Genomic DNA, 26,719 nt, shown 5'->3' on the forward strand with positions numbered 1-26,719 from the left:
TCCGCTATGGCATTCTTACATCCAAATCTCCCATCAGATAGGAAACGCTGACTTTCACCCGGTGTTCGCTGCTCTCATAGCCCGGCGATTTCCAGTTCAACCGGTTCAGCATGCCCGCATCGCGCTGGCTGCCGAATTCAATGGAGCCGAACAGTACGAAGGCTTCGATCTCCACGCCGTAGCCATCCGCCAGATGCAGGTCCATATCGCCAAAAATCCCATGAAACAGCATAATCGTTTCCTTATCCTCCGCCATCGCGAGCGACAGGTCCAGATCCGTTTCTCCCAGCACATGCCAGGCGCTGAGGCTATGCATCACCCAGGGCGACCGGTCCCAGTTAAAGCTTGAGGAGAAATTCTGCTTCTGAAGATGGTTTCTCCCCTGCTGCAGCCCTTTGGATTTGACAAAAAAGATGCCAAGCGAGATCAGGCAGATTCCCAGCACCAGCACCAGATGATCCAGCAGCAGCAGCACCGCGCCGATTCCCAGCAGCGTATAGCCCTGTTTGATTTTCCCCGACGTTGTCCGGTAAATGCCCAGCAGCAGAAATACAAGGGCGACAATGGAAAAAAAACCGATCCACCTGCCAAAAATCATTAAGCATCCGACAGCAATCAGTCCTATGGCTATCAAACGGTTTCGCTTCTCCATCCTCGCACCTCCTAATGTATTATAGTTCGGACACTCCCGCTCAAGCCCAGGACCAAACGGCCGGAAAAGCCATGACGGCATGGTGATCCATCCGTATGGCTTTACCCTCGCTTCAGCATATCACATCAACCTGTATTTATGGAACAGTCATTATCCTGCCAACTGTATATTCCGCCCTATTCTTCGTTGCTCACAGAAGGAGCGGCAGAGCCGTTAAGCTTGCTCTTCAGCGCGTTCAGTTGTTCCTCCACCTTCAGCTGCTTCTCGGCGTCGATCGGACTGTACGCGGCCGCGGCCGCCGGGCGATAAGGAGCGCGCAGCACATCGGCTTCGGCCTCAAGCTGCATGATCTTCTCTTCCATGCGGTGGAATCCAAGCGAAGCGCTGCCGCTTTCGATGCTGTGAACGCTGCTGATTTGCGACATTTGCTTCTTCGCTTTCGCCATTTGGGCCCGGGATACGAGCTCATTGCGCTTGTTACGCAGCTTGTAGAATTCATCCTTCATGTCGTGCAGCTGCTGAACCAATTCCTTGGCACGGGCATCCGCCTGAGTATGCAGCTCACTGTATTCGCTGTACTTTTGGTCGAAATAAATTTTCTCCTCAAGCAGCTTGCGCGCCACTTCTTCCTGGCCGTTCTTCAGGGCAAGCTCGGCTTGCGCGCCGCGCTGGCCGGACAATTTCTCGGCTTCATCCACGCGCTGCTTCATCCGGCGTTCATTGGCCATTTGCTTGGCAACCGTAACTTCCGCCTCGTGGATCTCTCCCTCCATGTCGCGCAAATACTGGTTCAGCATGACAACCGGGTCTTCCACCTTATCCAGCAGATCGTTAACGGATGCTTTGGTCATATCTTTAATTCTTTTAAAAACTCCCATGTTTTACACTTCTCCCTTCTTGTCCTCGTATTTGGCAAGCTTGCGTTTCAGCTCTTCGATTTCTTTTTGCATCGCTTTTTTCTCAATATCCTTCATCATATCGTCCAGACCGGAGTCTTGCGCGGAATAGCCTGCTGCTTTGCTGTATCGCGGATCATAATGGTCGCTGCGGCCATAAGGACGCGAGCCGGACGGACCGAATGGGCCTCGCGGACCGCAGCCCCGGCGTCCATATCCGTCTTCGCCTCTATAATGCGGACCATACCCGCCGTCCGCCATTTCAGGGCCGAAGCCGTACGGCGGATAAGGCCCCGGCTCCTTAGGAATGATCAGCGCTGCGATGAAATACACCGGGATAACAGCGCCGCCCGTAAATGGAATGCTGATTAGCAGCAGTATCCGCAGCAGCGTGGAGTCGATGCCGACCGACTCCGCCAATCCGCCGGTGAGTCCTGTAAGCACTTTGTCGCGGGTAGATCGATATAACCTCGTCATAACGCTACTCCTTTCCATCTTTGTTCAGCTTCTCCTTCAGTTTGGCCAGTTCCCGCTCCAGGACAGTAGCGACCGTCTCGCCTGCCTGAACCGCGTACTCCTGGCCCATTCGCCGCAGGTCGCGAAGACTTTTGGCTTCGAGCTCCCAGTCGGTAAGCCGGTCTTCCAAGCGTCCGAACATTTTTGGAATGTCGCCTCCGCCGTAAGCGGCGGCCCGCTGGTTCATCCGCTGCTGCAGCCGAAGCGTCTCCATCCGGGCCGCATAATACTGGCGCTTGCTGTAGACCGACTGGTACTCCATCTTCAATTCACCGAGCTGCTGCTCGAGTTCCAGCAGAGATTGCCGGCTCTGCTCCAGAAGACCGCCGTACTGCTCCAGCTTTTCCTCGTGAATGATTTTCTCCTGCAGAGCCAGCTTTGCCAGATTGTCTTCGCCCGCTTTCAGCGCCAGCAGCGCCTGCTCCTCCCGTCTATTCCTCATGGAAGTCGCCTGGTCAACCTGATGCTGAAGCTGCTTCGTATGATTCGCGTACTGCTGATACAATCTTTCGGCTTCGTTTATTTCCTCACGGGTCGTGTACAGAAATTGATCAATCAGCTTCACAGGGTCCTGACTTTGTTCAAGCTTTTCATTTAGATTGGCTACGGTAATATCCCGCATGCGACGAAAAACGCTCATAGTGTGCCGCTCCCTCCTTGCCGTTATTTTAATTTGAATTCTCTAAAGCTTTAGTAATATGTTCCTCTCTTGCCTTTAAGTACGGATATTCCCCATACGACCAGCGCAATACCCAGCAGCGGTCCGATCAGCCACGACAGCTTGGCGATCAGGGACATGACCCCGATAAACATTACGATCCAGCCGATTACCTTGCGTCCGCTCTTAATTCCGTAGTAACCAAGAACAACCAGCAATACCGGGAACAGCAGCCTGAAAATCCCGTGTATCAGCGGAAGCGCAATACCCAGCAGCATAATGGCGCCGATGATAATCAATACAACCGCAAGACCGTTTCCTCTGTTTCTTTGCATTTTTTTCACCGCCTTTCGTTGTCCTTCACCTTATGCTCTTATTGTAGGCTGAATCCAGTCCGCCCAAAACGGACCGGGGACGGTTTTTGAAACTGGACCTTAGGCGGGGCAGCTGTAAGACTGCCGTCCGAAAGAACGGTAAATAACACAAACAGGCTTGTAAAACCGCTGATCCAGCCGTTTTACAAGCCTGTTCCATTAATCGATGGACAATCGCAGATATTCTTTCCGATTAAGCGCCGGTTGCTTCTTTTTCTCCCAGTTTCTTCAGAGCTGTTTCTTCGTCCTCTACCACACCGAAATCGATCAGCAGTTGTTCCAGTTCGTCCATTTCGATCGGAGTCGGAATGTTCAGCATTTCGTTGTGCAGGATTTTGTCAGCGAGTTGCTTGTACTCGTTGGCTTGGTTGTGCTCAGGGTTGTACTGAGTAACCGTCATTCTTCTCAGCTCGGCATGTTGTACGACGTTGTCGCGAGGTACGAAGTGGATCATTTGCGTGTTCAGACGACGCGCAAGTTCCATGATCAGCTCATCTTCACGGTCCGTGTTACGGCTGTTACAGATCAGGCCGCCCAGACGAACACTGCCGCTTTGTGCATATTTCAGGATACCGCGTGCGATGTTGTTGGCTGCGTACATAGCCATCATTTCACCGGAACACACGATGTAGATCTCTTGGGCTTTGTTCTCACGGATTGGCATTGCGAAACCGCCGCATACAACGTCACCGAGTACGTCGTAGGAGATGAAGTCCATACCGTCATAAGCGCCTTGCTCTTCCAGGAAGTTGATGGAAGTGATGATACCGCGGCCTGCGCAGCCTACGCCTGGTTCCGGACCGCCGGACTCTACGCAGAGGATGTCGCCAAAGCCAGTTGCTAGTACGTCTTCGAGTTCGAGGTCTTCGACCGAACCCAATTCAGCGGCCATGTGAAGTACCGTTTGTTGAGCTTTCGTATTCAGGATCAGACGGGTGGAGTCGGCTTTAGGGTCACAGCCTACGATCATGATTTTTTGACCGAAAGTCGTTGCCAGCTGAGCCAAAGTGTTCTGGGAAGTCGTGGATTTACCGATACCGCCTTTACCGTAGAATGCGATTTGTCTTGGTTTCTTACTCATGAATAATCATCCTCCATATTAAATTTATTTAGATTATTATTAATGCAAATGAATGCAAAATTCTGACGGACATCATCTTGATAAACCCAAACTGGCATAGAACTCGGCGCTTTCCAGCAGCAGTTCTTCAATGTCTCCTTTGCCGGAAATTGCTGCTATCCCTCTCTGCAAAAGCTTACTGCGCGGAGAATCGCCAATTCCGGAACAGAGAATCGCCTGACAGTCCGCGAACAAAGCGGCCGTATCGTCAAAAATCTTCTTCTTGTCGACCGGTTCGCCGCTCTCTGCTCTCCCGGTGCAATAGGCGTCAACGTGACGGACTTCCAAAAACGTGGTTGTCTGACCCGCAACATCGTAAACCCAAAATTCACTCGCATGTCCAAAGTGGACATTAACTTTGCCGCCGCCCCGTGTCGCAACAGCTATTCTAATTCCCGGGGTCTCGGTGGTGAGATGATCGGCCGATTCATTCTTTCGCTCGGCGTCCGCATTGGCTACCTCCGTCTGATTCCGGCTTGCTCCGTCGTCACCGATTAATTCCACTCGACCGCCTCTCCTTCAAATGAGATTTGCGAATAACAGAGATACGAGTGACAAATGTTACATTTCTTAACTTTCCATGTAGATGTTGTTGTTCTTTAGAGATATATTATCCTTTCAGTTCAAATCCCGTCAATGAATGTTAAGCGCATACATTCATCGTTGACAAATCGTTCAAGATTGGCGTTAGGTTACATAACATAAAACTGCGATTTTCCACTTTTTTCACCCGAAGGTAGCGCTTCCATAAATTATTTCCAACGATTGATATATTTGCAAAGGGATTGCCATGCCTCTACACCGTTCCTAACGGGCATTAATTGTTCACAAACCTGCCTTATCCACTGCTATTTGACGGCGACGAAAAAAACGGATTGCGGCTCTTCCTCGTTTCTATTTTTGAAACTTTTCAGCAGATTTTGATATATATCGGTTGCCTGGATACCATAGAAATCAGATTCATCAGCTGCGCATTTCCAATCAAAGCCGCAGCCAATTATTAAAGAAGGGAATGAACAACATGGGACAAATTAGAACAAGCACACGCGGATTTCTGGCTCCGGCCAAGTATATTCAAGGCTACGGAGAAATAAGCAAGCTTGAGAATTACACGAATTCATTCGGCACGAAGCTCCTGGCTTACATTGATTCTTTTTTATTCGAAGCCTTATCTTCCAGACTGTACAGTGCGTACGGCACCGCCAGCATTATTTGTGAACCTTTTGAGGGTCAGGTTTCCATTGAAAATTCGGATAAGTATATCCATACAGCCCGCAGTGGAAATTATGATGCGATTATCGGCATCGGCGGAGGAAGAACGCTTGATATGACCAAGCTGGTGGCTAATACCCTGAATTTACCCTTAGTGATTATACCTACATCTGCGGCAACCGATGCGCCTACCAGCGCTTTATCGGTCATTTACTCCCCTGCGGGAGAGCATATTAACGAAATGTTTTACGACAAAGGGCCCGATCTGGTTATAGTCGATACCGAAATCATCTCGAGCGCTCCTGTTAGGCTGCTGGTGGCCGGTATGGGCGATGCGTTAGCGACCTTCTTCGAGGCTCGGGCGTGCAAGGAGTCCGACTCGCAGAATAACATCAAAGGGGAATTCAAACGAACTCTCGCCTCCTATGCCATCGCGAAGGAATGCTACAGCGTTCTATTACAAGACGGGTTAAAAGCGAAGCCGGATGCGGAAGCGGGCATTTGCTCTCCATCTATGGAAAATATTATTGAGGTCAACACTCTGCTCAGCGGCATTGGAGCCGAGAGCAACGGAGCAGCAGGCGCGCATGCTTTTCATGACGGCTTTACCGCTTTGGAGGAATGCAAGCCTTATCTTCACGGAGAGCGTGTTGCCTTTGGCGTATTGTGCCAGCTTGTGTTGGAAAATCGCGATACAAACGAGCTTGAGCAGGTGATCCGGTTCAGTCTAAGCGTCGGGCTGCCAGTAACATTGCGGGAAATCGGAGTTGCGGAGCCGACAGAGGAGAAAATACGAACGGCTGCAAAAGCGGTGCTGCAATCCCCCCTTATTTTGCGCGAGCCGCTTGATGTAACGGAAGACATGCTGTACCATGCCATCCGTTCTGCCGATTTATTGGGGAATCATTACAGGAAGAGAGGTCATCAATACATTTAAATGTCTACGAAAATCTATATTGCCTTATTTTCTCTTGCCCTTAGCGCCTTCGCCATAGGGACGACCGAGTTTGTGTTGGTCGGGTTGCTTCAAACTGTAGCGAGTGATCTCCAGATTAGCATCACGCGTGCAGGGACACTCATATCCGGTTATGCTGTCGCCATTGCCGTGGGAACTCCGCTTATCGCGATCCTTTCAGGGAAAGTGCCCAAAAGAAGATTTTTAATCATTCTGATGGCTGTATTTACCCTGGGTAATTTGCTAAGCGCGTTCTCTTATTCCTATCATCTGCTTATGCTGTCACGGGTTCTAACGGCTATTGCCCACGGAGTGTTTTTTGCGGTGGCGGCAACTGTTGCTGTGGACCTGGTTCCAGAGAATAAAAAAGGGACTGCGGTATCCATCATGTTTACAGGGCTGACCGTAGCAACCATTGCGGGAGTCCCGCTAGGAACATATATTGGCCAACATTACGGCTGGCGAGCAACCTTTGGTGTTGTGGCTGCACTTGGGCTGATCGCTCTTGTCGGCAATTTCTTGGCTATTGACAAAATTAAAGATCAATCGAGCGCCCTCCGCCTTAGAGATATTGTAAAAATAATATCGAATAGCCGAATCTTGCTGGCTTTATTGATGACTGCATTAGGTTTTGGCGGAACTTTTTCCTTGTTCACATACCTTACGCCTATTTTGGAAGACATCAGCGGATTCTCCGCAAGCTCGGTCACACTTCTGTTGTTGGTATACGGGATTGCAGTGGCTGCGGGTAATCTGGCAGGCGGAAAAATCGCTAATACTCACCCTGTCAAAAATTTAAGACTCGTATTTCTATTTCAGAGCGTTGCCTTGTTGCTGCAAATCCTGCTATTACCAAACAAGGTTCTGACGATCGCAGGACTTATTATCATGGGTTTCTTTTCCTTCATGATGTCTCCGGGTGTGCAGGCTTATATCTTGTCACTCTCAGAAAAGCTGGCGCCCTCCGCCAAAGACTTAGGATCAGCTCTGAATATTTCAGCCTTTAATATTGGCATTGCCGCCGGCTCTACACTCGGAGGCTATGCTGTTGACTACCTGGATTATCTGGATACGGCTTGGATTGGAGCAGTCATGGTGATTGCAGCCATGCTTCTAGCCATAATCAATTATCGATTGGATAAACAACAAAATCTCTTTTAGGAGCGAAATCACAATGAACCTTCAAGCATTGGAACAACTGGAAAATGAACTGGTATTGCCGCAATTCACTAACGAGGATGCCCTGGAATTGGGGCTGATGATTATTAACTACGCAAAAGAACAAGGAACCGCGGTCGCCGTCCATATTGAACGGAACCGGGTTCCTCTGTTCACCCATCTGATGGATGGCACCTCTGAAGAAAATGTCCATTGGCTGTATCGAAAAAAACGGGTAGTAGATCATTACAACAAAAGTTCCGCCTATATTGCCGCACGCTTCGAGCAAAACGGAACCACTCACGCGGAAAGCTCGCTCCTGCCGCCTGCCGAATATCAGGCTGTCGGAGGTTCGCTGCCTCTGCGGATGAAACATTCAGGCAGCATCGGTTCCGTTACGGTTGCCGGATTAACCGGCCCGCTAGACCATGATTACGCAGTAGAAGGTTTGAAAAGATTTCTGGCAGCACGCAAATCTTAATGGATGCTTACTTGTCCAGCAGGCTTGAAATTTGTGCGCTGCATGCCAGCAGCTTTTTGCTTAGAGCCCGGTCCTTCTTTTTCGTCAGACGCGCAGAGGGACCGGATAAAGCAACCGCAGCGATGGCCTCACCCTTGTGAAAAATAGGAGCGGCAATACAACGAAGCCCGATTTCCGTCTCTTCATCATCAATGGCATAACCTTGCTGCCGAATCACCTTGAGATGCTCCCGTAATAAATGCAAATCGGCAAATGTATTTTTCGTATTTTTTTGCAGCGTTATGTTGTTCAGAACGGTTTCCCGTTTGCCTTCATCCAAATGAGCCAGGATGACTTTGCCAAAAGCACTAAGATGAACATACGCATAATCGCCAACCTTGGAATGGATACGCATGGAATGGGTGCCTTCAACTACTTGGGTTGTTACCACATTGATGCCGTTCAGGATGCCGATATATAGGGTCTCCCCAACTTCTTGGCTGAGTTGATGCAGCGGAGGGACAGCGATCCAGTCCAGTCTGGGATTGGCAGAAGCAGCGGTCCCTCCGCCCACTTTTTCAGTAAGGCTGTATAAATGCTCTTCCTTCTTTACATATCCTGTAATCTCAAGTGTGTACAGCAGCCGAAATGTAGTCGATTTATTTAGGCCAAGCAGCCGCATGATGTCTGTCAGCTTCATCGGCTCCGATTGCTGCAACGCCTCCAAAATCGACAGCCCTTTTTTTAGTGTGGCCGATTCATATTGCTTCATCATTCCACCTCTTTATATGTGAAGCAATAATAAATCAAACGCAATTAAAGATCAACTATCGATAGACTGGGAAACGCTAATCATTCATTTTATTTGACGAACAAATTTGGAAACTGTTTTACTATTCCAGCCGTAAAGGCATCCGCCATTCCCAGCGCCTGCTTCTCAATCTGATCGAATATTTCGATATCCGATTTATAATTTCCGGATAGCCGGAAAACTGCTTCATCTTTGGTCAGCCGTATATGTTCATGCAGCATCTTCATCAAGACCCGCTTTGGCCAGTTTGGGTTGATACTGCTTAAGAAAGCAGCGATTTCATCCGCATTGGCATACCATTTTTTCTCCGCTTCCGAGGCTGCCTTCTTATCGCCGGCCTTGGCCGCTTTAACAAGTTGTGCCGCCAACACAAGATGTTCTTTCATTAAAGCGCTGAATCGTGCGGCAACCTCGTCACCATAGTAACGTCTCATCACGGCACCCATCTCCGAAGGATTGCGGAGAAGACGTTCAGTCACCAGCGCCTCATCCGGCAAACCCGCCGCAATGCTTATGATAAGCATTCTCGTCCATGCTATATGCTGCTCCCAGAGCATCCGCCAGACTTGGTTTAATTCAACTTCTGCCTTACTAATACACGCAGAGCTTTGCACTGGAACAGCTTCACTCCTTAAAAATGGGACTAACGGTTGCGCATAAGGAATGCCATTTATCTGCCCATAGTGAAAACTGTAGGGGTAAACTCCTGGATAGACACCCTCCGCTGGATAAAACGATGATTGATACCGCGGATCTGCCGCCCACGGCGCTGAGTAGAACATGGTTGTTTCCTCCCCGACATAGTTATTTGCCTAATATCTATATGTGAGGGAGGGGTTGTTGGGCACTGACTTTTATTTATTGAGAACATCCACGTATTCGGAGTAATGCTCAAATCTTCCCTTGGCAAACGGACATAAGGGTATAATCTTAATACCGTTTTCCCGCGCGTATTCCACCATTGCTATGAAAAGCTTGTCACCAAGCCCCTGTCCCCGGTAAGCATTGTCCACCAAAGTATGATCAACAATATAAAGTTCCGGACTTGAGGGGACATACGTCATTTCGGCAGCAATTGCGCCGTTATCTCGAATAAGAAATCTTTTATTAGCTGTTTCATGATCTACAATATACATATTTATTCCTCTTTCTTTAGTGAATTTTCGGTGTCCAGACGTTTATACGTCAGTGCTCCGCTTGGACATTTATCAATATGCCGGGCGATTTCCTCTGCAGGGGCGGCATCAGGATTAACCCACGGGCGTTTGCTTAAATCAAAAACGGCAGGAAACCCCTTTACGCAAATACCGGAATGCGTGCATATCTCCGAATTAAACATTACCTCAATATCTTTACCGTAGTACAATTTCTGTTGACTCATCATTCCTGCACACCTTTCACTTTTGAGATTGTTTAAAGATTAAGATCCATTGTTCGAAAGCTATCAGAAATTTTTCCAAATGGCGAAGCGTTGCTTCATCGTCCAACTCCCCGGTAGTTTCATTCAGCTTTTCGTGAACGCTGCCAATGAGAACTTTCGGCCCCGGCATCGTATAGGCATTCATAGCTAGCAGCGTCTGCCTAACCTGTGCTTGTGACTGTGCTGTTCCCCCGCTCCCCGGTGTCGCTCCTGCAATCGCAAAAGGTTTTTGAATCAGCACGGAGCTTTTAACCGGACGCGAGGCCCAATCCAAAGCGTTTTTCAAAACGCCCGGAATTCCCATGTTATACTCGGGAGTCACGATCAACACTCCGTCCGCTCTTCGAATGCTTTCTTTAAATTGGGCAACCGAGTGAGGATCGCCTTGACTTTCGATATCCGCATTGTACAGTGGAATCGCAGATATATCGGCGTGATGAATTTCCCAATGCTTTGGTGCAAGCCCTTCCATAGCCTTTAGCACTCTCCGATTGAAAGAACCTTCACGAAGACTTCCACATATAGCTGTGATAGTAAGTTTGTTTTCGCTCATCTTGCTCTCCTCTTCTTGGTTTAGTCTAGGTCGTTGTTAATTTAGCATAGACGGTAAAAAACAGAGTTAATTGGGCCAGGATTATGATGTTTGGAACGACTAGAATTAGATTGATCGCTAGAAAAGCGGCTAAAATCGCTGTGAACAGCCCGAGATGATTGATCCTTAACCGTTGGTGCTCATACCTGTATTTATGGAAGACAAGGGAAGTAGCAATGAAATAAATAAACACTGAACCAAATAAATAGTACAGGATAAATGAATAATGGACCTCCTGCAAGTACAATAACTGTATAGACGAGGCAATCATGCTCAAGGACATTAAAATAAACAGATGCCCGTAAATAACAGTTTGGCCGGCGGTTTGGACCGACTTGTCCACTTTCTTCTCCACATTATCGTAATACTGCCACCAGATAGAGACAATCAGCGTAAATGCTAGGATCGAAAACGAGATCGAATCCCAGTCCCCCTTTTGCGGCTGCAGCACTGAAAGTGTACTGACGACTGACTCGCCAAAAAGAATTAGAGTCAATAAACCAAAGCGTTCCAACAAGTGCCCCGTATGGGTCGGCGATTTCATCAAATGCTTGCGTCCCGCAAGAGGTACAATCATTTCAACAATAATACCTGCGTACAGCGCAGCATATCGAATCCATGAATCAAAAAAGAGGGAAGATACGGAAATAAGGATTCCAAACCAAAAGCGCGTCCCTAAATAGTGTGCTGTGTTTCTTCGACTTCCTTTTTCTTCTGACCTCAAAACAACGAGATATTGGACCGCTGTCATGACTCTAAGTCCAACATAACCAGTAAGGAAGGGGATATAGTATTGATCAAAATCTACCGACAGGCTGGATGTCATGATAAGTACAAATAACATTTGTAAAATCAAAAACATCCGCTGATGCCAAAAGTCCTCTCCAAAGCGATTAATAAACATCGTTTGTCCAACCCAGGCCCACCAAATCGGGATAAAAATTAAGATAAATTTTAATAAATACTCTAAATGAATATACCCCGCTTCAACATGAAGCAAAACATGCGTTGATTTCGAAAAAGCGGCCACAAATATCAGATCATAAAAGAGCTCTAGCCATGTAACTTTCTTTTCTCCCAAGCTACAACTCCTTTCTTATTTCGTATATGACTATTATATAATAATTTAAATCATCTGTATTTGCATCTGCAAATTCTAGCTGTACTAACCCTCTTTCACTTCCGCGTCATGAGCAGCTGCTTGAGAGTATAGAAAAACAGACTTATAAAACTGCATAAAAGCAATTTTATAAGTCTGTTTTAGTGATGCCGGTGAGAGGACTCGAACCTCCACGGTTTCCCTCACGATTTTGAGTCGCGCGCGTCTGCCAGTTCCGCCACACCGGCGCAGAATAAATTAGAAACATATGCTTATTAAAAGCAATGGAGGCGCCACCCAGATTCGAACTGGGGATAGAGCTTTTGCAGAGCTGTGCCTTACCACTTGGCTATGGCGCCGTATTAAGATGGAGCGGACGACGGGAATCGAACCCGCGACCCTCGCCTTGGCAAGGCGATGCTCTACCGCTGAGCCACGTCCGCAAAATGGCTGGGGATATAGGATTCGAACCTATGCGTGACGGAGTCAAAGTCCGTTGCCTTACCGCTTGGCTAATCCCCAATGCACTCCAATTTGAAAATATGGGGCGATCGATGGGACTTGAACCCACGAATGCCGGAGCCACAATCCGGTGCGTTAACCCCTTCGCCACGACCGCCATATAATATAAATGCTAAATTACATTGGCAGGGGCAGCAGGAATTGAACCCACACTAACGGTTTTGGAGACCGCTGTTCTACCTTTAAACTATGCCCCTAAACTGGTGGAGGATGATGGATTCGAACCACCGAACTCGTAAGAGAACAGATTTACAGTCTGCTGCGTTTGGCCACTTCGCTAATCCTCCAAGAAAATGGTGCCGGCGAGAGGACTTGAACCCCCAACCTACTGATTACAAGTCAGTTGCTCTACCAATTGAGCTACACCGGCGTATTCAGTTGTTATACTCATGGTGGCTCGGGACGGAATCGAACCGCCGACACGAGGATTTTCAGTCCTCTGCTCTACCGACTGAGCTACCGAGCCAAACATTGAAATCATCAAAATGGCGGAACCGACGGGATTCGAACCCGCGATCTCCTGCGTGACAGGCAGGCATGTTAGGCCTCTACACCACGGTTCCACGAGGCACTTCTTATTCTTTTAAGAAGATTTGGTTGCGGGGGCAGGATTTGAACCTGCGACCTTCGGGTTATGAGCCCGACGAGCTACCGAGCTGCTCCACCCCGCGTCAGTAATAAGAGTATTGATTTATGGTGGAGGCTGAGGGGATCGAACCCCCGACCCTCTGCTTGTAAGGCAGATGCTCTCCCAGCTGAGCTAAGCCTCCATATAGTTGGTGACCCGTAGGGGATTCGAACCCCTGTTACCTCCGTGAAAGGGAGGTGTCTTAACCCCTTGACCAACGGGCCACATTTAAATGATGGCGGAGAGAGAGGGATTCGAACCCTCGAGACGCTTTTGACGCCTACACGATTTCCAATCGTGCTCCTTCGGCCAACTCGGACACCTCTCCATAATGGCTCCCCGAACAGGACTCGAACCTGTGACAACTCGATTAACAGTCGAGTGCTCTACCAACTGAGCTATCAGGGAACAATATTCAATTCAGGCTTGATCGCCTGAAAACTGGATTCGAAACGAAACATTGCGTTTCCCCCTGTGCCCGGGGTCCCCGAAAAGTATTCGGCATACTCTTCGAAGCCTCCGCTTCACTTTTTGGGGTGAATTTGGATAAGCCCTCGACCGATTAGTATTGGTCAGCTCCACACGTTGCCGTGCTTCCACCTCCAACCTATCTACCTCGTCGTCTTCAAGGGGTCTTACATACTGGGAAATCTCATCTTGAGGGGGGCTTCACGCTTAGATGCTTTCAGCGCTTATCCCGTCCGTACGTAGCTACCCAGCCATGCTCCTGGCGGAACAACTGGTGCACCAGCGGTACGTCCATCCCGGTCCTCTCGTACTAAGGACAGCTCCTCTCAAATTTCCTACGCCCACGACAGATAGGGACCGAACTGTCTCACGACGTTCTGAACCCAGCTCGCGTACCGCTTTAATGGGCGAACAGCCCAACCCTTGGGACCTACTTCAGCCCCAGGATGCGATGAGCCGACATCGAGGTGCCAAACCTCCCCGTCGATGTGGACTCTTGGGGGAGATAAGCCTGTTATCCCCAGGGTAGCTTTTATCCGTTGAGCGATGGCCCTTCCATGCGGTACCACCGGATCACTAAGCCCGACTTTCGTCCCTGCTCGACTTGTAGGTCTCGCAGTCAAGCTCCCTTCTGCCTTTGCACTCTTCGAATGATTTCCAACCATTCTGAGGGAACCTTGGGACGCCTCCGTTACTCTTTAGGAGGCGACCGCCCCAGTCAAACTGCCCGCCTGACACGGTCCCCGTACCCGCTTAGGGTACCAGGTTAGAACCTAGATACGATCAGGGTGGTATCCCAACGGCGCCTCCACCGAAGCTGGCGCTCCGGCTTCCAAGGCTCCCACCTATCCTGTACAGATCGTACCCAAGTTCAATATCAAGCTGCAGTAAAGCTCCATGGGGTCTTTCCGTCTTGTCGCGGGTAACCTGCATCTTCACAGGTATTAAAATTTCACCGGATCTCTCGTTGAGACAGCGCCCAAGTCGTTACGCCATTCGTGCGGGTCAGAATTTACCTGACAAGGAATTTCGCTACCTTAGGACCGTTATAGTTACGGCCGCCGTTTACTGGGGCTTCGGTTCACAGCTTCGGGTTACCCCTAACCGCTCCCCTTAACCTTCCAGCACCGGGCAGGCGTCAGCCCGTATACTTCGCCTTGCGGCTTCGCACAGACCTGTGTTTTTGCTAAACAGTCGCTTGGGCCTTTTCACTGCGGCCCCCTCGGGCTATTCACCCTACCGAGGCACCCCTTCTCCCGAAGTTACGGGGTCATTTTGCCGAGTTCCTTAACGAGAGTTCTTCCGCGCGCCTTAGAATTCTCTTCTCGCCTACCTGTGTCGGTTTGCGGTACGGGCACCTTCTCCTGGCTAGAGGCTTTTCTTGGCAGTGTGAGATCATGACCTTCGCTACTGTAATTTTCGCTCCCCATCACAGCCTGGCCTTAAAGTGTGCGGATTTACCTACACACCAGCCTCACTGCTTGGACGGACATCCATCAGTCCGCGTCACTACCCTCCTGCGTCCCCCCATCGCTCGATAGCGGATTACGGTGGTACAGGAATATCAACCTGTTGTCCTTCGACTACGCCTGTCGGCCTCGCCTTAGGTCCCGACTTACCCTGAGCGGACGAGCCTTCCTCAGGAAACCTTGGGCTTTCGGCGGATCAGATTCTCACTGATCTTTTCGTTACTCATACCGGCATTCTCACTTGTATGCAGTCCAGCTGTCCTTACAGTCAACCTTCAATCCGCATACAACGCTCCCCTACCCCTGATGCAAGCATCAAGCCATAGCTTCGGTGGTGTGTTTAGCCCCGTTACATTTTCGGCGCAGAGTCACTCGACCAGTGAGCTATTACGCACTCTTTCAATGGTGGCTGCTTCTAAGCCAACATCCTGGTTGTCTGTGCAACTCCACATCCTTTCCCACTTAACACACACTTGGGGACCTTAGCTGATGGTCTGGGCTGTTTCCCTTTTGACAATGGATCTTAGCACTCACTGTCTGACTCCCGGCGACAAGTAGATGGCATTCGGAGTTTGACTGAGCTTGGTAACCCTTGCGGGCCCCGCACCCAATCAGTGCTCTACCTCCATTACTCTCATTCACCGAGGCTAGCCCTAAAGCTATTTCGGGGAGAACCAGCTATCTCCGAGTTCGATTGGAATTTCTCCGCTACCCCCACCTCATCCCCGAACTTTTCAACGTTCGTGGGTTCGGGCCTCCAGTGCGTGTTACCGCACCTTCACCCTGGACAGGGGTAGATCACCCGGTTTCGGGTCTACGCCCACGTACTTAAGCGCCCTATTCAGACTCGCTTTCGCTGCGGCTCCGGCTCCTCGCCTTAACCTTGCACGTTAAACGTAACTCGCCGGTTCATTCTACAAAAGGCACGCCATCACCCCTAAAATGGGCTCTGACTTCTTGTAAGCACACGGTTTCAGGCACTGTTTCACTCCCCTTCCGGGGTGCTTTTCACCTTTCCCTCACGGTACTGTTTCACTATCGGTCGCCAGGGAGTATTTAGCCTTGGCAGATGGTCCTGCCGGATTCATACGGGGTTTCACGTGCCCCGCACTACTCGGGATCCGTCTTGGAGGGAATAGACTTTCAATTACAGGGCTGTTACCTTCTCTGGCGGGCCTTTCCAGACCTCTTCGTTTACCCTATTCCTTTGTAACTCCATGTAAGACGTCCCACAACCCCGAAGAGCAAGCTCCTCGGTTTAGGCTGTTCCGCGTTCGCTCGCCGCTACTGACGGAATCACTCTTGTTTTCTCTTCCTCAGGGTACTTAGATGTTTCAGTTCCCCTGGTCTGCCTCTATCCATCCTATGTATTCAGATGGAAGTGACTGTGCATTACCACAGCCGGGTTTCCCCATTCGGACACCCCCGGATCAAAGCTTGCTTACAGCTCCCCGAGGCCTTTTCGTTGTTCGCCACGTCCTTCGTCGGCTCCTGGCGCCTAGGCATCCTCCGTGTGCTCTTAGTAGCTTAACCAACTAAGCACTCTTACTTCACTTGATCAATCGCTTGACACAAGTTTCAGCTAAAAGATGTTCTAAAACGCAATTTTCGTTTCGGTATCCAGTTTTCAAGGATCAAGACTTGAGAGATTGAACTCTCAAAACTGAGCAACGAGTGAGCAACTAGCCAATCCGGCTAGATTTAAGATTTGAATGTTTCCGCTGCGGGAAACGATTCTCCATAGAAAGGAGGTGATCCAGCCGCACCTTCCGATACGGCTACCTTGTTACGACTTCACCCCAATCATCTACCCCACCTTCGGCGGCTGGCTCCCTTACGGGTTACCCCACCGACTTCGGGTGTTGTAAACTCTCGTGGTGTGACGGGCGGTGTGTACAAGACCCGGGAACGTATTCACCGCGGCATGCTGATCCGCGATTACTAGCAATTCCGACTTCATGCAGGCGAGTTGCAGCCTGCAATCCGAACTGAGACCGGCTTTATAAGATTGGCTCCGCCTCGCGGCTTCGCTTCCCGTTGTACCGGCCATTGTAGTACGTGTGTAGCCCAGGTCATAAGGGGCATGATGATTTGACGTCATCCCCACCTTCCTCCGGTTTGTCACCGGCAGTCACTCTAGAGTGCCCAGCTTGACCTGCTGGCAACTAAAGTCAAGGGTTGCGCTCGTTGCGGGACTTAACCCAACATCTCACGACACGAGCTGACGACAACCATGCACCACCTGTCTCCTCTGTCCCGAAGGCCTACGCTATCTCTAACGTATTCAGAGGGATGTCAAGACCTGGTAAGGTTCTTCGCGTTGCTTCGAATTAAACCACATACTCCACTGCTTGTGCGGGTCCCCGTCAATTCCTTTGAGTTTCAGTCTTGCGACCGTACTCCCCAGGCGGAGTGCTTACTGTGTTAACTTCGGCACCAAGGGTATCGAAACCCCTAACACCTAGCACTCATCGTTTACGGCGTGGACTACCAGGGTATCTAATCCTGTTTGCTCCCCACGCTTTCGCGCCTCAGCGTCAGTTACAGCCCAGAAAGTCGCCTTCGCCACTGGTGTTCCTCCACATCTCTACGCATTTCACCGCTACACGTGGAATTCCACTTTCCTCTTCTGCACTCAAGCTGTCCAGTTTCCAGTGCGACCACAGGTTGAGCCCATGGTTTAAACACCAGACTTAAACAGCCGCCTGCGCGCGCTTTACGCCCAATAATTCCGGACAACGCTTGCCCCCTACGTATTACCGCGGCTGCTGGCACGTAGTTAGCCGGGGCTTTCTTCTCAGGTACCGTCACTTCTCTAGCAGTTACTCTAGAGAACGTTCTTCCCTGGCAACAGAGCTTTACGATCCGAAAACCTTCATCACTCACGCGGCGTTGCTCCGTCAGGCTTTCGCCCATTGCGGAAGATTCCCTACTGCTGCCTCCCGTAGGAGTCTGGGCCGTGTCTCAGTCCCAGTGTGGCCGTTCACCCTCTCAGGTCGGCTACGCATCGTCGCCTTGGTGAGCCGTTACCCCACCAACTAGCTAATGCGCCGCAGGCCCATCCCTTGGTGACAGATTGCTCCGCCTTTCAGCCTCCTAGCAGGAGCTAAGAGGAATTATCCGGTATTAGCTACCGTTTCCGGTAGTTATCCCAGTCCAAGGGGCAGGTTGCCTACGTGTTACTCACCCGTCCGCCGCTAAGTTGATTAGGAGCAAGCTCCATCACAACTCCGCTCGACTTGCATGTATTAGGCACGCCGCCAGCGTTCGTCCTGAGCCAGGATCAAACTCTCCAATAAAGTATTGAAAGAGCGATTCGCTCAATTTGAAACATCTGACGAGAATTTCTTCTCTTCATTTTGGAACTCGCCAAGCGAATTCCTACTCACTCGTTGTTCAGTTTTCAAAGATCAATGTCTCTCTCAGTGCATCATCGCGTCTCACGCGGCGACCTTTATAATATATCACGTCGCCCCTGAATTAGTCAACCTTTTTTTTGAATTAATTTTATTTCGGTTGCTTCTTCAAACGTTGTATCGCTGTTCATTCCCGAGGGACGAGTTATAATGTATCACATGAACGACTAGGCAGTCAACAATAAATATTATTGTCACCCTTTCCCATTTCCGCAATAAAATGAAAAAAAGAGAGCGCTACGCCTCTCCAGTTCAAAAACAAGCTCGATATTCAAGATTAGAGAATGGACTACAAAGTATATCGCACCTGATATCCGCCGCCTGCGTCGCTCCACGACACGATTTCCCGAATCAGTGACCGGGATGCCAGCTTGCGAAGAACAAACGGCAGTTCCGCTTCAACATATTTTAATTCGGAAAGTTCGAGAAGCTCCTCTATACTCCACGATCCCTTCCGCTCCTTCAGGAGGTCAAGGAACCATTTGCAGCAGTCGCCCATTTTGGACACAAGGGAAAACTCACAAGCAAGCTGAACAAGCTGAATTCTCTGATCCATCGTTTCACCGCTGATTGTCAGCTCCTCGTACAGCTTATATACCGAGTTGTTCAGACTCTTCACCTGTTCCCATACCGCCGGTGTCGGATAGTGACCAGCCTCGCCGACCTCCATTCGCGCCCAATGATACAGAGCCATTAGAATGCAATTGTACGAATCCATTATACAACCGGCCTGCAAATAACGTTTCGACTTCACATACATATGCAAAAACCGGGCAAACTCTATAAACAATATCCGCTCCCTTAGCGGCTGCTCAAAGGAATTCACATCTGCTCGAAGCTGCTCCAGAACTTCCTGAGGGTCCCAAATAATCTCGCCTTCCAGCAGACAGGTAATAAGCTCATTATTGTCTCCTGTTATAATGGAGCGCTTTAACATCGAAAGCCCGACTCTAAGAGTTTGGGTCCGCAACTCGCCTGTAATCATGCTGCCAACAAGCGGATTCTCTTCCCCATCCTCGCGCAGAAGCATTACAACCCTATCGAACTCATAAAGAAGGGCGCTCTGAAAAGGAGCCTTGCCTTGGGAATCCAAAGCAATCGCTCCAAGGGCGTTCTCGTCAAAAATATCTCCATTTAATAATGTCAGATTGGATAATTCCATTATCGTCCTCCATCAAATTTGGCGATTTTGCGTCAATTCAGTTATAATTCTCTTATCTTATCATCTAATTATTCTACATCCCCATGTTAGTTCCTTCCGGACGACCGAACTATATTTTAGCTGGGAGAAATGACTCATGACCTTTAAATCCGCTAAGATTAACGCTTTTCGCACATGGGGCCTGCTGCTGACGATGCTCGGCATGGGGCTCATGATACTGGGAACAGCCGGCATTGTATTTTGGGGTCAGACAGGCAAAATTTTCGCGGCATTCGGGCTTGTGGTTGGTTTGGTTTCCATGATGGCTAGTCTTGCGATTTATTTTTGGGCAGGCATGCTGTCTACAAGCGCCGTTCAGATTGAATGCCCGGAATGCGGCAAGCTGACTAAAATGCTCGGAAAAACGGATCGCTGTATGTTCTGTCATACGATTCTTACATTGGACCAGCAGCAGGCGACCATAACCTCCGAACAGCTAGAAAGCGAACAACTCAAACAATAACCCCAGAATCCGGCGCACAAAGGGAACAAAATCTGCAGTAGGGTCAGTACCGGCTGTAACAGAAAAAGAGGCCCCCGCTCCGGGAAGCCTCTTTTGTTATTTGCATTATTATTGATGAATTCCGCTCAGTGTTTCCCATGTCCCGTCTCCCGCAAAGCTGCGGTTCCAGGCCGCAATACCTCCCAAGTTCAAAGACTTGGCCAGCTTCACTCTCGACTGCAGCGACACCTTGTCCTCAATCCAAATTTTACGGAGAACTCCTTCTTCCTTGTATTCCACATAGTTTTGTCCAGTATCTTTGGAAAGGACGGGTGCCAGCTTCTTGGAGCGGATAATATCAGCTACAGCATCCATGCTGACCGCTTTGGAGCTTACTTCCGTCTTCCCTCCGGCCATTTTTTCTGTCCAAATACGGGTATACAGCGGAACGCCCAAAACAAGCTTCTTCGCTGGCACCGCGTCTTCTTCAAGAATGCGCTCCACCGAGTTCCGCGACCAGGAGAGCGATGCCACCGAACCGGCCTCGGGGCTGGAAGCCCAATGCTCATCATAGGCCATCACAATCATAAAATCAGCCAATGCTCCCAGCGAGCGCCGGTCGAGAAAGAGCGACCACATTTCGCTGTTCGATTTGGGAGTGACGTCGATGGATAAAATGAGATTTTTCGCTTGGGCCATTGGCTTCAGTTCGCGCATAAACTGCGTTACATTATCGCCATCCTTCGTATATACATTTTCAAAATCGATATTAATGCCGTCCAGATTGTAAAGATCGCAGTATTCCAGCATTTGTACGATCGTTCGCATCCGCTTTTCATAGGTGGCCAAAGCTTGTGTAGTCAAGTCGGGATCGAAGTCATTGCTTAGTAGTCCCCACACTTCCATCCCCTTGCCATGCGCCCATTTCACATAGGCCTGATTTGCTTGGCTGCGCACGTTTCCTTCGCTATCCACGATTTTGAACCATGTAGGGCTCACAACATTAACACCGTTCAGCTTGCCGATGGAACCAGGATTCGGACTCCTGTCGTAGACGGCTTCCCAGGTCAAGCTCACGGCTTTGCCGTCCCAACTGCGCTCGGCCCGGGTTGGTTCGGTTGCTGTCTTCTCCACCGTCTTAACTCCGGTCTCCGTGATATCCGCCGCCTGTACATAACCGGCAAGTCCGTTATTCATTTGAGCGTACAGCCACTCCCCGTGCCGGCTCCAGATTCTCACCTTCGTCCCGGGCGTCATGTCGGCTAGGGCAGGCGCGTGAATCGTCGCCTCGGTGCGCAGTGCGACCTTATCTTCCTTCACTTCTCCGAGCGGCACCGTTTCGCCGGCGGTCATTAACAGAACTGCTCCCGTATCCGCGTTCTCCTGCACATCAAGGCCATATAAGCTTTTAAGCGGTTCGGCCGGCAAATAGGTGACTCCATCCCGTTCTTCGGGAGCCAGCCGAAGCTGAATCGGCTTATTGTTAAGGCTGGCCGTCGTCTTGTCCGCCTGCATATATAGAAGCTTGCTGTCCGTCGAAAGAATGACCGACTTCGTCCCAGATTCGTACCGGATAGAGGAATCTACCGATTTCTCCAACAGCGGAAGAGGCAGCAGCAAGTTCTCTCCGGTTCCAGAAGCGGAAAATCCGGTATATTGGCCTTTGACGAAAATAGGCTTGTCCGCCCCCTTCCACTCCGGATCGACGTGAAGAGGATTTGGCAGCACAAAAAAGATTAGTGCACATACCGCCGCCGCAACGATTAACAATCCTGAAAGTCTGCGAAGAACACCGCTCCGCTGGGCGGCGCGTCCCCGTCCATGCTTCTGTCTTCTGTTCAAAATAGGTCCTCCATACTCTGCTGAATTTAAAGTAAGGAAAATGCTGCCAAGAAGAAACGCCTAACGGCGTCCTTGAAGAACGCAAGTACGTTTCTCGTAGAAATATAAGGCCATTGATAAGCTTGAAACTTATAAATTTAATATTTTAAAAAAAGAAAACGTGAGTTATCCGCTGTATTTTCGGACTCCGCACGTTCTCGTTACTTTTTGGCAAAAGCGTCTTCCGCCTTCCAAGACAGCGGGAGTCTTACGCTATGCATTATTAATTCTACATCAATGCCGCTTACCCGCACAGCAGCTGCAAATACCGTAGAGTTCCATGCGCAATCCGTTCACGATGAAACCGGTAGTTAACTCCGCCTGGCGTTCAACCTCATGCAGCGGCGGATAACTAAAATCCTCGATTTTGCCGCAATCCTGGCATATGATATGGTAATGATCGGTTACATTAGCATCGAAGCGGCTGGAATTGTCGCCATAGGTTAGTTCGCGAACCATTCCGGCTTCCATGAACATTTTCAAGTTATTGTAAACGGTCGCCACGCTCATGCTCGGAAACTTCGGCTCCAGCGCACGATAAATCTCATCTGCGGTAGGATGATTCATCGATTCCATCAAATAAGTTAAAATCGCATGACGCTGAGGCGTAATACGGACACCGGTTGTCTTCAATTGTTCCAATGCGTGCTGTACGCCGCTTCCCATCCCTGTCACCGCCTTTACATGTCGATCTTGTAGTAAGTAAACGCTCTTGTATTTATTGTAAGACCGACCTTTCAATGTTGTCAACGCAGTCAGTTAATTATATTGATTATTATTTAATAAAAATTAGTTTGTTCAATTTTCTATCACATTTAAGTTGCTGTTCCCTTCAACCTCCACCTTATATTCACCAATTCCCACTTTGCCGGAGATCGTTTTTTTGTCAATGACGAGCCCGGGTATGTCGGAAATGATGTCGCCATAGCTGCTGGAACCCTTCAAGGAATAGCTCCCCTCCGCAGGCAGGTGGAGATTGATATCGCCAACCGCGCTGTAAATATTCCAGTCACCCTGTACATAAGGAGAACGGATGTCAATGATTCCATTTAGAGACTGAGCGGTAACTGACGATCTGGCCTCGTTCACTGCCACATTCCCGTTCTTGGTGGAGACATCGATATCGGTTCCGCTGCGATCAGCGCTGATATTGCCGACGGCCGTTGAAAGCTTCAGAGCCCCCGTAACGTCCCAAGCCCGCATATCGCCTCCGTTCGTGGAAAGATCCACATCGCCCTCAATTTCTCTGACTTTTACTTCTCCATTGTGGGTCTTCCCTTTGATATTGCCGAACACCTTATGCAAAATGATCGATCCATTGCCGGTTTCCAGTGAAATGTCCTGGATCGCCTCCGTATTTTGCAGCGTAATACCGCCATTCATTGTTCTGATTTCCAGATTGAAACGGCGGTTCTCCGGAAGGGCTATATCCAAATCGACACGCGGCTGGCGCTTGCCCGATTCACCATAGGCTTTGCCCTTGGTCGTCAGGTTTATGGTCGCCCCTTCGGTAACTTCAATGAACGATTGATCCGAGATGGCTTCCGCTCTTGCCCCTTCCAACTGGTCAACCCACACGGTAGATGTAACCTCTATTTGATCAATCGGACTTCGGTGCACCACGATATCCCCGTTGATCGCGTCAACGGCAAGCTTGGCGGATTTCAATTCCACCGGAACCGTCAGCACAGGCTTCTGAAATTTACTGCCTTTCGCCTCCCCGTAGTCAACGGCGGCTGCAGTCAAATTCAGGCTGACCTTATTCCACAGATGCAGGTAATGCTCCTGCTCCGATACGATAAACACGCTTGCGCTAAGCAGGATGGCAGGCAGAAGACCCCGAAAATCCAGACGGAATCTTGAACCGGTTGCGGCTGTGCCGGACCACCGGGAAATAAAGAAATGAGATAGGTACTCCAAACCCCACAATACAGGGAGCGCCGGCCACCATTTTAACAGCAGCAGCAGATTGTCGGTTCCCCATTGCCAGTCCCGGAACAGCAAAATGCCGACTCCAATCAGCAGGAAGGAAGCGGTATACCGTCCGATCCGGTCTTCTTGCCGCCTGCGGAATATTTTTATGCCAATCTCCCTTGCCGCAAGGAACACTCCTCCCGCGATCAAGAGAATTCCCACGGCCGCGCCTGCCTGATGCTCGATAAAGTACCGCAGCCAGACTGGTCTTTGCCGGAAAAAGAACAGCATGATTCCTCCGAGCAGCAGGAGCAGACCAAATGAGATCCCCGGTTCGCTGATGAAACGCCGGCGCCGCTCCTGAGCGGAATCCATGGCGGTGTCCGCAGCCCCAGGCATTTTGCGGAGACGAATCAACCGGTCGGCCGATTGCAGAGCATTATATACATTATAGAAATAGACAGCCGGAATAAACAGGGCCAGCAAAATAAGAAGAGGCACATTGATCTGCATGCCGATGGAGGAAAAATACAGCAGCGCCGCTATATCCAGCACAATCACAAAGGGAAAGGAAATCCCTTTCCGAAGAAGGCCCAAATACAAATGACCGGTCCCGGGGACTATCGCTGCCAGCAGACCGGCTATGAATTTGCGCTTGATCGGACGCTGCTTTTTGCGGGGAGGAATAACTTCTGCGCCGCCGCTCTCTTCTACAATGACAAGCTGCTTGTCACCGCGCTCCATTGCGGAATAACTTTCCTGTTGCTTCGCTGGCAACGGTATACGCGATTCATTTTTCATACGGGCCTTCTCCTTTCTTGTGTAGATTCGCCGAATCAACGTTTGCCGTTCCTGTTAAATTCGATCAGTTCGACGCCGGGGGCTACTTCCGAGGAAGTTATCGGGACAAAACCATGCTTGCGGTATAAAGAGACCGCCGGCACATTCTTTTTGCCCGTGGATACGATAAAACGCTCCTTATTCGGATAAAGCGCAAATACATGCTCCAGCAGCCGGCCGGCAATTCCTTTACGGAAATGATCCGGACTGACCATCATACGTGTAATCGTTAAGCTACCCGGACGCTCTTCTGCCGTGGCTACAGCACCCGACAGTTCCCCGTCTTCACTCAGGCAGCCGTAAAAATCCTCGCCGCAATTTCTGAGTGTATCCCGAGTCTCAAGCAGCGGAGGAATGGCGCTAAACCCGATCCACTCCGCTTCCAGGCGGTAAGCTTTATGCTGAAGGCTCCACAGGTCACTAAGCGTTCCCTCGTCCAGGAGGTCCAGCTTTACTATTTTGCTCATACCGGGTATCTCCTTATATTGCAGAAGGCCTGCCGCTGCCGACAAGCCTTCAGTATTAATTACCCATTTATTTCATCTTATGTCAACCGTTCAACACTTCGCCTAAAAGCTTGTTAACCAGCCCCGGATTCGCTTTGCCTTTGCTTTCCTTCATGACTTGGCCGACAAGGAAGCCGATCGCTTTCTGCTTGCCTGCCTTGTAGTCCTCTACGGATTGCGGGTTGGCTGCCACGACCGCTTCCACGATTCCCTTGATCGCGCCTTCGTCGCTGATCTGTACAAGCCCCTTCTCTTCCACAATCTGTGCCGGAAGCTTGCCGGATTCGAGCATTTCTTTGAATACGGTCTTGGCAATCTTGCTGCTGATGGTCCCCTTGGCGATAAGCCCGATCATTTCACCAAGTCCCTGCGGCGTGATCTTGACCTGGGACAGTTCCAGATTGTTTCCGTTCAGGTAGGCGAGCAGGTCGCCCATAATCCAGTTGGCAACAGCCTTGGCATCGCCCGTGAAATTCAAGCTGCCTTCAAAGAAATCAGCGACCGGCTTGGATGCGGTAAGTACCCCTGCGTCGTATGCGGGCAGGCCGTACTCTTCGCTGTAGCGGACCCGCCGCGCATCCGGAAGCTCAGGAATGGAAGACCGGATGGCTTCCTTCCAAGCGTCATCAATATGCAGTACAATCAGGTCCGGATCGGGAAAATACCGGTAGTCATGGGCTTCTTCCTTACCACGCATGGAAAAAGTCTTGCCCTGAGCGTCATCCCAGCGGCGGGTTTCCTGCACGACTTCGCCGCCTCCATCGAGAATGTCCGCCTGGCGGAACTCCTCATACTCCAGACCACGCTGCACGCCGCGGAAGGAGTTCATGTTCTTCAGCTCGGCACGGGTGCCGAACTCCTGTTGGCCCACAGGCCGCAGGCTGATGTTCGCGTCGCAGCGCATGGAGCCTTCTTCCATCTTGACGTCGGATACGTCGCAATACTGAATAATCGCCCGCATCTTCTCCAGATAAGCGCGGGCTTCTTCAGGGGAGCGCAGATCCGGCTCGGAGACGATTTCAATCAGCGGAGTTCCTCCCCGGTTGAAGTCAACAAGCGTGCCGAATCCACCGTCCACATGCGTAAGCTTGCTGGCATCCTCTTCCAAATGCAGCCGGGTAATACCGATTCGCTTCGTTTCGCCGTTCACTTCGATATCGATCCACCCGTTCAGGCCGATCGGCTGGTCATACTGCGAAATCTGGTAAGCCTTCGGCAAGTCGGGATAGAAATAGTTCTTGCGGTCAAACTTGCTGACGTCGCTGATCGTGCAGTTTAGCGCCATGGCGGCTTTCATCGCATATTCCACCGCCTGGCGGTTTAATACGGGCAATACTCCAGGATGTCCCAGACAGACGGGACAGGTATGCGTATTGGGCGGCGCGCCGAATTCCGTGGAGCAGCCGCAGAAAATTTTGGACTTCGTGTGAAGCTCGACGTGAACCTCCAGTCCAATGACTGTTTCATACTTGGATGATGGCATGGTAATCTCTTTCCCTCCTTATCGGC

At 50.1% G+C, this 26,719-nt stretch carries 23 protein-coding genes, 15 tRNA genes and 2 rRNA genes; 4 read left to right on the forward strand and 36 right to left on the reverse strand.

Annotated features, from left to right (window positions below):
• Positions 1–4: 4 nt before the first annotated feature.
• The 7 genes from liaF to VK70_RS18640 all read right to left on the reverse strand — a co-directional run bounded on the left by liaF (position 5) and on the right by VK70_RS18640 (position 4,720).
• Positions 5–652: a cell wall-active antibiotics response protein LiaF gene (gene liaF, locus VK70_RS18610; RefSeq protein ID WP_025699779.1), complete on the reverse strand. Its 648-nt coding sequence runs from the start codon at positions 650–652 to the stop codon at positions 5–7.
• Between the two features lie 176 nt (positions 653–828).
• A complete protein-coding gene (locus tag VK70_RS18615; RefSeq protein WP_025699781.1) occupies positions 829–1,530 on the reverse strand; it encodes a PspA/IM30 family protein in 702 nt (233 codons plus the stop codon).
• A 3-nt stretch (positions 1,531–1,533) separates the two neighbouring features.
• Positions 1,534–2,025 (reverse strand): PspC domain-containing protein, encoded by a 492-nt coding sequence (locus VK70_RS18620; protein WP_046723619.1) that lies wholly within the window; start codon positions 2,023–2,025, stop codon positions 1,534–1,536.
• 4 nt (positions 2,026–2,029) lie between these two features.
• Complete coding sequence (locus VK70_RS18625; protein WP_025694995.1) at positions 2,030–2,704, reverse strand: PspA/IM30 family protein; 675 nt, start codon at positions 2,702–2,704, stop codon at positions 2,030–2,032.
• Between the two features lie 50 nt (positions 2,705–2,754).
• Positions 2,755–3,057, reverse strand: a complete 303-nt coding sequence (locus VK70_RS18630; protein WP_025690037.1) for a LiaF transmembrane domain-containing protein — start codon at positions 3,055–3,057, stop codon at positions 2,755–2,757.
• A 232-nt stretch (positions 3,058–3,289) separates the two neighbouring features.
• On the reverse strand, positions 3,290–4,177 hold the full coding sequence (nifH, locus tag VK70_RS18635; RefSeq protein WP_046723620.1) for a nitrogenase iron protein: 888 nt from the start codon (positions 4,175–4,177) through the stop codon (positions 3,290–3,292).
• A gap of 72 nt (positions 4,178–4,249) precedes the next feature.
• Complete coding sequence (locus tag VK70_RS18640; protein WP_025697370.1) at positions 4,250–4,720, reverse strand: NifB/NifX family molybdenum-iron cluster-binding protein; 471 nt, start codon at positions 4,718–4,720, stop codon at positions 4,250–4,252.
• A gap of 517 nt (positions 4,721–5,237) precedes the next feature.
• On the opposite strand from VK70_RS18640, the gene VK70_RS18650 reads away from it, so the two are divergent.
• Genes VK70_RS18650 through VK70_RS18660 form a run of 3 tightly spaced genes read left to right on the forward strand, consistent with a single transcriptional unit; the run spans position 5,238 to position 8,022 of the window.
• Entirely contained in the window at positions 5,238–6,365 is a 1,128-nt protein-coding gene (locus VK70_RS18650) for a glycerol dehydrogenase (protein WP_036641551.1), read from the forward strand.
• Entirely contained in the window at positions 6,366–7,544 is a 1,179-nt protein-coding gene (locus tag VK70_RS18655) for an MFS transporter (RefSeq protein ID WP_025697377.1), read from the forward strand. It abuts the gene before it with no gap.
• A gap of 13 nt (positions 7,545–7,557) precedes the next feature.
• On the forward strand, positions 7,558–8,022 hold the full coding sequence (locus VK70_RS18660) for a heme-binding protein (protein ID WP_025697379.1): 465 nt from the start codon (positions 7,558–7,560) through the stop codon (positions 8,020–8,022).
• A 7-nt stretch (positions 8,023–8,029) separates the two neighbouring features.
• On the opposite strand, the gene VK70_RS18665 is transcribed toward VK70_RS18660, so the two are convergent.
• From VK70_RS18665 to VK70_RS18780, 24 genes are all read right to left on the reverse strand, one after another.
• Positions 8,030–8,776 (reverse strand): IclR family transcriptional regulator, encoded by a 747-nt coding sequence (locus VK70_RS18665; RefSeq protein ID WP_081754937.1) that lies wholly within the window; start codon positions 8,774–8,776, stop codon positions 8,030–8,032.
• Positions 8,777–8,862: 86 nt separating this feature from the next.
• Entirely contained in the window at positions 8,863–9,594 is a 732-nt protein-coding gene (locus tag VK70_RS18670) for a LysM peptidoglycan-binding domain-containing protein (RefSeq protein ID WP_233277706.1), read from the reverse strand.
• Between the two features lie 72 nt (positions 9,595–9,666).
• Positions 9,667–9,948, reverse strand: a complete 282-nt coding sequence (locus VK70_RS18675) for a GNAT family N-acetyltransferase (RefSeq protein ID WP_025697384.1) — start codon at positions 9,946–9,948, stop codon at positions 9,667–9,669.
• A 2-nt stretch (positions 9,949–9,950) separates the two neighbouring features.
• On the reverse strand, positions 9,951–10,196 hold the full coding sequence (locus VK70_RS18680) for a (4Fe-4S)-binding protein (RefSeq protein WP_025697385.1): 246 nt from the start codon (positions 10,194–10,196) through the stop codon (positions 9,951–9,953).
• A 13-nt stretch (positions 10,197–10,209) separates the two neighbouring features.
• The gene (locus VK70_RS18685) at positions 10,210–10,785 is read right to left on the reverse strand and encodes an NADPH-dependent FMN reductase (RefSeq protein WP_036641556.1); all 576 of its coding nucleotides are present in this window, start codon (positions 10,783–10,785) and stop codon (positions 10,210–10,212) included.
• A gap of 25 nt (positions 10,786–10,810) precedes the next feature.
• Positions 10,811–11,905: a low temperature requirement protein A gene (locus tag VK70_RS18690; RefSeq protein WP_025697389.1), complete on the reverse strand. Its 1,095-nt coding sequence runs from the start codon at positions 11,903–11,905 to the stop codon at positions 10,811–10,813.
• Between the two features lie 186 nt (positions 11,906–12,091).
• Positions 12,092–12,171, reverse strand: a tRNA-Leu gene (locus VK70_RS18695).
• Positions 12,172–12,208: 37 nt separating this feature from the next.
• A tRNA-Cys gene (locus VK70_RS18700) sits at positions 12,209–12,282 on the reverse strand.
• Positions 12,283–12,291: 9 nt separating this feature from the next.
• Positions 12,292–12,366, reverse strand: a tRNA-Gly gene (locus VK70_RS18705).
• A 4-nt stretch (positions 12,367–12,370) separates the two neighbouring features.
• Positions 12,371–12,445, reverse strand: a tRNA-Gln gene (locus tag VK70_RS18710).
• Positions 12,446–12,466: 21 nt separating this feature from the next.
• Positions 12,467–12,542 (reverse strand) — tRNA-His (locus VK70_RS18715).
• 26 nt (positions 12,543–12,568) lie between these two features.
• Positions 12,569–12,642, reverse strand: a tRNA-Trp gene (locus VK70_RS18720).
• Positions 12,643–12,646: 4 nt separating this feature from the next.
• Positions 12,647–12,732: transfer RNA gene (locus tag VK70_RS18725), tRNA-Tyr, on the reverse strand.
• Positions 12,733–12,739: 7 nt separating this feature from the next.
• Positions 12,740–12,815 (reverse strand) — tRNA-Thr (locus VK70_RS18730).
• Between the two features lie 20 nt (positions 12,816–12,835).
• Positions 12,836–12,911 (reverse strand) — tRNA-Phe (locus VK70_RS18735).
• Positions 12,912–12,931: 20 nt separating this feature from the next.
• Positions 12,932–13,008 (reverse strand) — tRNA-Asp (locus VK70_RS18740).
• 31 nt (positions 13,009–13,039) lie between these two features.
• Positions 13,040–13,116 (reverse strand) — tRNA-Met (locus VK70_RS18745).
• A 23-nt stretch (positions 13,117–13,139) separates the two neighbouring features.
• Positions 13,140–13,215, reverse strand: a tRNA-Val gene (locus VK70_RS18750).
• Between the two features lie 7 nt (positions 13,216–13,222).
• A tRNA-Glu gene (locus VK70_RS18755) sits at positions 13,223–13,297 on the reverse strand.
• Between the two features lie 12 nt (positions 13,298–13,309).
• Positions 13,310–13,401 (reverse strand) — tRNA-Ser (locus tag VK70_RS18760).
• A 4-nt stretch (positions 13,402–13,405) separates the two neighbouring features.
• Positions 13,406–13,481, reverse strand: a tRNA-Asn gene (locus tag VK70_RS18765).
• Between the two features lie 134 nt (positions 13,482–13,615).
• Positions 13,616–16,543, reverse strand: a 23S ribosomal RNA gene (locus tag VK70_RS18770).
• Between the two features lie 211 nt (positions 16,544–16,754).
• Positions 16,755–18,309: ribosomal RNA gene (locus VK70_RS18775) — 16S ribosomal RNA — on the reverse strand.
• Together the 16S and 23S rRNA genes with 15 tRNA genes alongside form the textbook arrangement of a ribosomal RNA operon.
• Positions 18,310–18,715: 406 nt before the next feature.
• Entirely contained in the window at positions 18,716–19,588 is an 873-nt protein-coding gene (locus tag VK70_RS18780; RefSeq protein WP_025700790.1) for a nucleotidyltransferase-like protein, read from the reverse strand.
• Between the two features lie 136 nt (positions 19,589–19,724).
• On the opposite strand from VK70_RS18780, the gene VK70_RS18785 reads away from it, so the two are divergent.
• A complete protein-coding gene (locus VK70_RS18785) occupies positions 19,725–20,090 on the forward strand; it encodes a DUF2614 family zinc ribbon-containing protein (protein WP_025700788.1) in 366 nt (121 codons plus the stop codon).
• Between the two features lie 108 nt (positions 20,091–20,198).
• Here the strand turns inward: VK70_RS18785 and VK70_RS18790 are convergent, their stop codons facing one another.
• The 5 genes from VK70_RS18790 to gatB form a co-directional block, all read right to left on the reverse strand.
• Positions 20,199–21,911 (reverse strand): glycosyl hydrolase family 18 protein, encoded by a 1,713-nt coding sequence (locus VK70_RS18790; protein ID WP_025700786.1) that lies wholly within the window; start codon positions 21,909–21,911, stop codon positions 20,199–20,201.
• A gap of 273 nt (positions 21,912–22,184) precedes the next feature.
• The gene (locus VK70_RS18795; protein WP_025690305.1) at positions 22,185–22,616 is read right to left on the reverse strand and encodes a Fur family transcriptional regulator; all 432 of its coding nucleotides are present in this window, start codon (positions 22,614–22,616) and stop codon (positions 22,185–22,187) included.
• 132 nt (positions 22,617–22,748) lie between these two features.
• Positions 22,749–24,665 carry a DUF4097 family beta strand repeat-containing protein gene (locus VK70_RS18800; RefSeq protein WP_025700784.1) on the reverse strand — a complete coding sequence of 639 codons (1,917 nt, stop codon included), beginning with the start codon at positions 24,663–24,665 and terminating at the stop codon, positions 22,749–22,751.
• Positions 24,666–24,700: 35 nt separating this feature from the next.
• On the reverse strand, positions 24,701–25,171 hold the full coding sequence (locus VK70_RS18805; protein WP_036643295.1) for a GNAT family N-acetyltransferase: 471 nt from the start codon (positions 25,169–25,171) through the stop codon (positions 24,701–24,703).
• 82 nt (positions 25,172–25,253) lie between these two features.
• Positions 25,254–26,693, reverse strand: coding sequence for an Asp-tRNA(Asn)/Glu-tRNA(Gln) amidotransferase subunit GatB (gatB, locus tag VK70_RS18810; RefSeq protein WP_036643293.1), 1,440 nt, complete (start codon positions 26,691–26,693; stop codon positions 25,254–25,256).
• Positions 26,694–26,719 lie beyond the last annotated feature (26 nt).

The organism is Paenibacillus durus ATCC 35681, assembly GCF_000993825.1.
Classification (GTDB): Bacteria; Bacillota; Bacilli; order Paenibacillales; family Paenibacillaceae; genus Paenibacillus_AQ; species Paenibacillus_AQ durus_B.